This window comes from Candidatus Cryptobacteroides sp. (assembly GCF_056207615.1).
Map to the genome: position 1 here is coordinate 1 of NZ_JBAEER010000073.1, position 5,659 is coordinate 5,659.

Sequence of the window (5,659 nt, forward strand, 5' to 3'; positions counted from 1 at the left end):
GATTGGGTCGTCAGAACAGATGTGCGCCGGGGTCTGGACACCGTGGAAAACGTCGTCGAGGTTGACGAGAGTGCCTCCGAACACCTCTCCGATCGCCTGCTCGCCGAGGCAGATGCCGAGCATAGGCTTCCTGCCCGCGTAGGTGCGGATGACGTCCTGGAGCAGTCCGGCCTCCGACGGGATTCCCGGGCCAGGTGAGAGCATGATCTTGTCGAAGCCTTCGAGGTCCTCGAGACGGAACTGGTCGTTCCTGTAGACGGTGATGTCCGCTCCGAGTTCCTTCACGAGGTGGACGAGGTTGTATACGAACGAATCGTAATTGTCTATCATCACTACTTTCATGTCCTTTCCTCCTTACATCTTTTCTGCCATCTCGATCGCCTTGCGGAGGGCGCCGAGCTTGTTGTTCACTTCCTGAAGTTCATATTCCGGATCGCTCTTCGCGACGATTCCGCCTCCGGCCTGGAACCAGAGCTCCTGATTTCTGCTCACGAACGAGCGGATGGTGATCGCCTGGTTGAGCGAGCCGTCGAAGGAGATGCTTCCGATGCATCCGCCGTACGCTCCTCTGTTGTGAGGCTCATACTCGGAGATGAGCTGCATCGCGCGTACCTTCGGAGAACCGGAGAGTGTGCCGGCAGGGAAGGTGTCGATGAAGGTCTTCACCGGATCGGCGCCTTCGTCCAGCTGTCCGCTCACGCGGCTCACCAGGTGGATGACGTGCGAATAGTACTGCAGTTCCTTGTAGAAGTCCACCTTGACTCCGTGGCAGTTCCTCGAGAGGTCGTTCCTCGCAAGGTCCACGAGCATCACGTGCTCCGCGTTCTCCTTAGGGTCGTTGCGGAGGTACTCGGCGTTCCTGGAGTCCTGCTCGTCGTTGCCGGTCCTCTTCGTGGTGCCGGCGATAGGGTCGATGTATGCGGTGCCCTTCTCGATGCGGCAGTGGGTCTCGGGCGACGAACCGAAGATACGGAAGCCGCCGAAGTCCATGTAGAAGAGGTATGGGGACGGGTTGATGCTCCTAAGGGCCCTGTAGAGCTTGAAGTCATCACCCTCATATTTCTGTACGAACCTCCTCGAGAGCACGATCTGGAAGACGTCGCCTCGCTTGCAGTGTGCGATGCCCTTGCGTATGTTCTCCTTGTGCTGCTCGTCGGTGAGAGGGGAGCTGACCTCGCCCACCGGCTTGAAGATCATGTCGCCGTTGTTCTGGCGGTTGAGCACATGCTCGATGCTGGTGATGCTGGGAGTCTGGCCTTCGGTGAGGAGCTCATGGATGGACATCCTGTTGTTGAAGTGGTCGAACTCTATCACATACCTGAAGAGTATGTAGAGCATGTCCGGAGCGTCGTTCTTCTCGAGGGTCTCGTCCTTCACTGCAATTCCTTCGAAGTACCTCACCGCGTTGAAGGAGGTGAAGCCCCAGAGTTGGCAGCAGCGGAGCGCAGCCTCATTGTCGCTCTCGAAACTGAATGCGCGCATGAACTCGCCGATGATGGCGTCGCTCATGTAGTTCTTGTCGATCTCGTGCTCGAATACCTGGCCGTCAGGATATATGCACCTTCCGATGCCATGGCCGATGCTGACCTGCGCGATAGGGTCGAGCGCGATGTATGAATGGGAGTTCTTTCCGGTGTGGTAGTCGCTGCTCTCCATCAGTATCGACTGGGGAGAGACGTCGCGGAGCCTGAGATAGGCGGCCACCGGAGTGTACATGTCACCGAGCAGGGTCTTGCTCGCTGTCTTGTAGTTGTATCTTGCCATCGTCTTATTTCTTGTAATAGTTGAGGTAGGTCTCGATGTCCTTGTCGCCGCGTCCGGAAACCGTCAGCACAACCACATCCTCGGGATTGAACTTCATCTTCGGAAGGGCTCCGAGTGCATGTGCGCTCTCGAGAGCGGGGATGATACCCTCGAGGCGGGTGAGCTCATAGGCAGCAGCGATGGCCTCGTCGTCGTTCACCGCGAGCACGGTAGCCCTCTTGTGCGCGGCCATGTTTGCGTGCATAGGACCGATGCCAGGGTAGTCGAGACCAGCACTGATCGAATATGGTTCCTCGATCTGGCCGTCCTCGCTCTGGATGACGTAGCTCTTCGCTCCGTGGAGGATTCCGACCTTTCCGAGCGCGATCGTCGCAGCGGTCTTTCCAGTGTCGATTCCGTATCCGCCTGCCTCGGCGAGCACGATCTTAACCCTCTCGTCGTCGATGTAATGGTACACTGTGCCGCCGGCATTCGAACCGCCGCCCACGCATGCGATGAGGTAGTCAGGGTAGTCCCTTCCTTCCTTCTCGGCGATCTGTTCCTTGATTTCCTTGCTGATCACGGACTGAAGCCTTGCGACCATGTCCGGATATGGGTGCGGACCCACGGTGGATCCGATGATGTAGAAGGTGTCGGCAGGATGGCAGCACCAGTCGCGGATGGCCTCGTTGGTAGCGTCCTTGAGGGTCATGTTGCCGGACTCCACCGGAACAACGGTCGCGCCGAGCATCTTCATCTTCTCGACGTTCACGTGCTGGCGCTGCACGTCGGTCGCGCCCATGTATACGACGCACTCCATGTTCATGAGCGCACATACGGTCGCGGTGGCCACTCCGTGCTGTCCTGCACCGGTCTCGGCGATGATCCTGGTCTTGCCCATGTGCCTTGCGACGAGTATCTGACCCACGGTGTTGTTGATCTTGTGGGCACCTGTGTGGTTGAGGTCCTCGCGCTTGAGATATATCTTGGCTCCGTATTTCTGGGAGAGCCTGTTTGCATAATAGAGGGGGCTGGGGCGTCCCACATAGTCGCGCAGGAGCTGGTTGTACTCCTTCTGGAAGCTCTCGGACTCGATGATTCCGAGGTACTGCTCCTGGAGGTCGGTCACGCACTTGTGGAGTATCTCGGGGATGTACGCACCTCCGAATTCGCCATAATAACCGTCTTTGTCTACTAGATAGCTCATTGTATTGTCGTTTTATATTCTATTTCAAAAAATCGAGCCCTGTCGCAGTGCGCCAGAGCTCGTTCATGTATCCTATACATACGAAGGTCTAACCTCTTACGACTACTTGAGTTGTAACAGGCGCCACCACCAATATGCGTTCATATTCATCATAACAGCACAAAATTACCTATCTATTCCAATAAAAGCAAGTATTTTCTGATTTTTCTTAACTTCGCCGAACAGAATTATGTGTGGATTCGTACCACATTCCGACGGATACTGATGATGAACGAAAAGTCAATTGGATATACAAAATGGGCACTGAGCGCGGCTCTCGTGCTTGCGACCGCATGCTTCTTTGCCTTCCCGTACAGATATCACCTCTATTTCCATGAGCAGAACCAGCTCATGCTCCTGACCTGGGATTACTTCTTCAAGGCAGTCTCCGTTCCCGGCGGACTGGCAGATTGGATGGGGGAGTTCGTGGTGCAGCTGTTCAGGCTCGTCTATCCCTCAGCCCTGATCCTCGGCCTTCTCGTGGGAAAGGCGCAGGTTCTTTCCGCAAGGCTCATGGAGCAGTTCTCCGGCAAGGACGGATTGCTCACTTGGGTGCTGGGCTTCATTCCTGCCATACTCATGCTCGTGTATCTGGTGAGTGACGATGCCTTGGTAGGCGGAGCCGCGGCACTTGTCCTGAGCATTTCGTGCCTGTATGGCTATGTCCATATCAAGGCTGACGTCCTGAGAAGGATAGTCGGAGTCGCATCGGTGTTCGTCGCATATTGGCTCATCGGTCCGCTCGCCTTGCTGCACGTGGTCGGCATGCTCGCATATGAGATAGTCGTGCGCCGGTCTATTTCTCCCGTATTCATCACGTCGGTGGTGCTGATCGCGCTTCTGAGCCCAGTCGTTTCGCATCTCTTCGTGCCTGTACGCTATCCCGAATTCTTCTACGGAATCCACTATGGCAGGGTACCGGGAAACGTGGCATGGTGGCTCTGGAGCGCAGATTTGCTTCTCTGCGTGATGGTCGTGCTTGCGGCAATGTCGACATATCTCCGTCCTCTCGGCGCGAAGATGAACCTCGGACTTTCTACCGTCCTCGTGGTCATTCTATCCCTTGTCGGCGTCAAGATGGTCTCTTCGGTGCGCAATGATGTGATAGAAAGGACATTGATGTATGATAAGCTGTATGTCGATGCGGAATATGACAAGATCATCGCCGAGTGCTCGAAGGAATTGCCTACGGATGCGTTCACTGCCCTGGTGTACAACAATCTTGCGCTGGCTCAGAAGGGACTGCTGCTCGAGGATATGTTCACCTTCCCGCAGATCGGCATCACCGGTCTCATCCCCGAGTATGAGGGCGGATATTTCTCCCAGATCGCATGTGCGGAGGTGCTGATGCAGATAGGCTTCGTGAGTTCGGCCCACAGGCTCTTCTTTGAGGCTCAGGAGTCTGTTCCGGCCCACAGGAAGACAGTCCGCTGTTATAAGGCTATGGCGAGGACCAACATCATCATGGGATATGAGGAATCGGCGCGCAAGTATATCGAGGCCCTGTCGCACACCCTCTTCTACAAGCATTGGGCGAAGGAGGCTCTCGCTCTGCTCGGCGACGAGAAGGCGATAGGCGAGCATCCTATCTACGGAGCCATACGCCGCAGGATGCCTCGCAACTTCGACATGCTCTTCAATGTCGACAACCTCACGAGGGCCCTCGGAATGCTCTGCCTCGAGAATCCCGGCAACATCATTGGAATCCAGTATCTACTGGGATATTGCCTGATCAAGGGTGACCTCAATTCCTTTGCGACTTTCTACAATTCAGCCAACTTCAAGGAGCAGCCTCGCGCATGTCAGGAGGCCGCAGCTATGATTCCTGGCCATCCTAAGGCCACAGAGGGGGCAGTCAACCGTTTCCGCCAGTTCAACCTTGACATCCAGCAGAAGAAGGATGCTTCCTACCTGAAGAGGACATACGGCGACAGCTACTGGTACTACTACTCGATGATGCAGGCTCTCAATGCCCAGCAGCAGAACACCCAGAAACAGAACTAAGATGAAGAGAACAGCATATATCATAGCCGCAGCACTGCTGCTCGCTGCATGCAAGGGCGTCGGTCCCGTGCAGGATACGGACAGGCTTCCGGAGATATTCCCGGACTATGTGGATGTCACCGTGCCTTCGAGCATCGCTCCTCTGAATTTCTGCATGAGCGACGAGTCCATAGTCGACATGCAGGTCGTGGTCAGCGCTCCGGACGGACGCTCCATCACCGTGCGCGGCGAGCTTGCGCAGTTCCCGATCAGGAAGTGGCACTCGCTTCTTGCGACATCTGTGGGGCAGGACCTCTCCGTGTCCGTCAGCGCATGCAAGGACGGGTCATGGACAAGATACAGGAGCTTCGAGATTCATGTCAGCGAGGACGAGATGGACTATGGACTGAGCTACCGACTCATCGCTCCGGGTTACCACAACTATTCGATGATGGGCATCTATGAGAGGAATCTCTCAAACTTCAAGGAGAGGGCGCTGATCGAGAATACGGTGTTCGACGGATGCGTCAACTGCCATAGCTACAACCAGTGCGATCCGAGCGACATGAGCCTTCATATCCGTGGCGAGCACGGCGCGACCTTGCTCAGGATTGACGGCAAGATGGATGCGTACGACACCAAGACCGAGGGCAGCGTCGGAGCCTGCGTCTATCCTTACTGGCATCC

General features: G+C 55.9%; 4 protein-coding genes and 2 pseudogenes. 2 read left to right on the forward strand and 4 right to left on the reverse strand.

The genetic code is table 11. The features are described from left to right. The 4 genes and pseudogenes from AC06ND_RS04415 to trpB form a co-directional block, all read right to left on the reverse strand. On the reverse strand, positions 1–342 hold a 342-nt coding region (locus tag AC06ND_RS04415), incomplete at its 3' end, for an anthranilate synthase component II (RefSeq protein ID WP_475677782.1). A 12-nt stretch (positions 343–354) separates the two neighbouring features. Then, on the reverse strand, positions 355–1,284 hold the full coding sequence (locus AC06ND_RS04420; RefSeq protein WP_475677785.1) for an anthranilate synthase component I family protein: 930 nt from the start codon (positions 1,282–1,284) through the stop codon (positions 355–357). Beyond that, a pseudogene (locus AC06ND_RS04425) lies at positions 1,281–1,764 on the reverse strand (anthranilate synthase component I family protein); the annotation flags it as partial. The pseudogene AC06ND_RS04425 and the gene AC06ND_RS04420, both read right to left, overlap by 4 nt. A 4-nt stretch (positions 1,765–1,768) precedes the next feature. Next, positions 1,769–2,950: a tryptophan synthase subunit beta gene (gene trpB / locus AC06ND_RS04430; RefSeq protein WP_475677783.1), complete on the reverse strand. Its 1,182-nt coding sequence runs from the start codon at positions 2,948–2,950 to the stop codon at positions 1,769–1,771. A gap of 264 nt (positions 2,951–3,214) precedes the next feature. Here trpB and AC06ND_RS04435 point away from each other — a divergent pair, with 264 nt between their 5' ends. Together AC06ND_RS04435 and AC06ND_RS04440 are read left to right on the forward strand one after the other, a co-directional pair. Then, entirely contained in the window at positions 3,215–4,993 is a 1,779-nt protein-coding gene (locus tag AC06ND_RS04435; protein WP_475677784.1) for a DUF6057 family protein, read from the forward strand. Position 4,994: 1 nt separating this feature from the next. Then, a pseudogene (locus AC06ND_RS04440) lies at positions 4,995–5,659 on the forward strand (hypothetical protein); the annotation flags it as partial.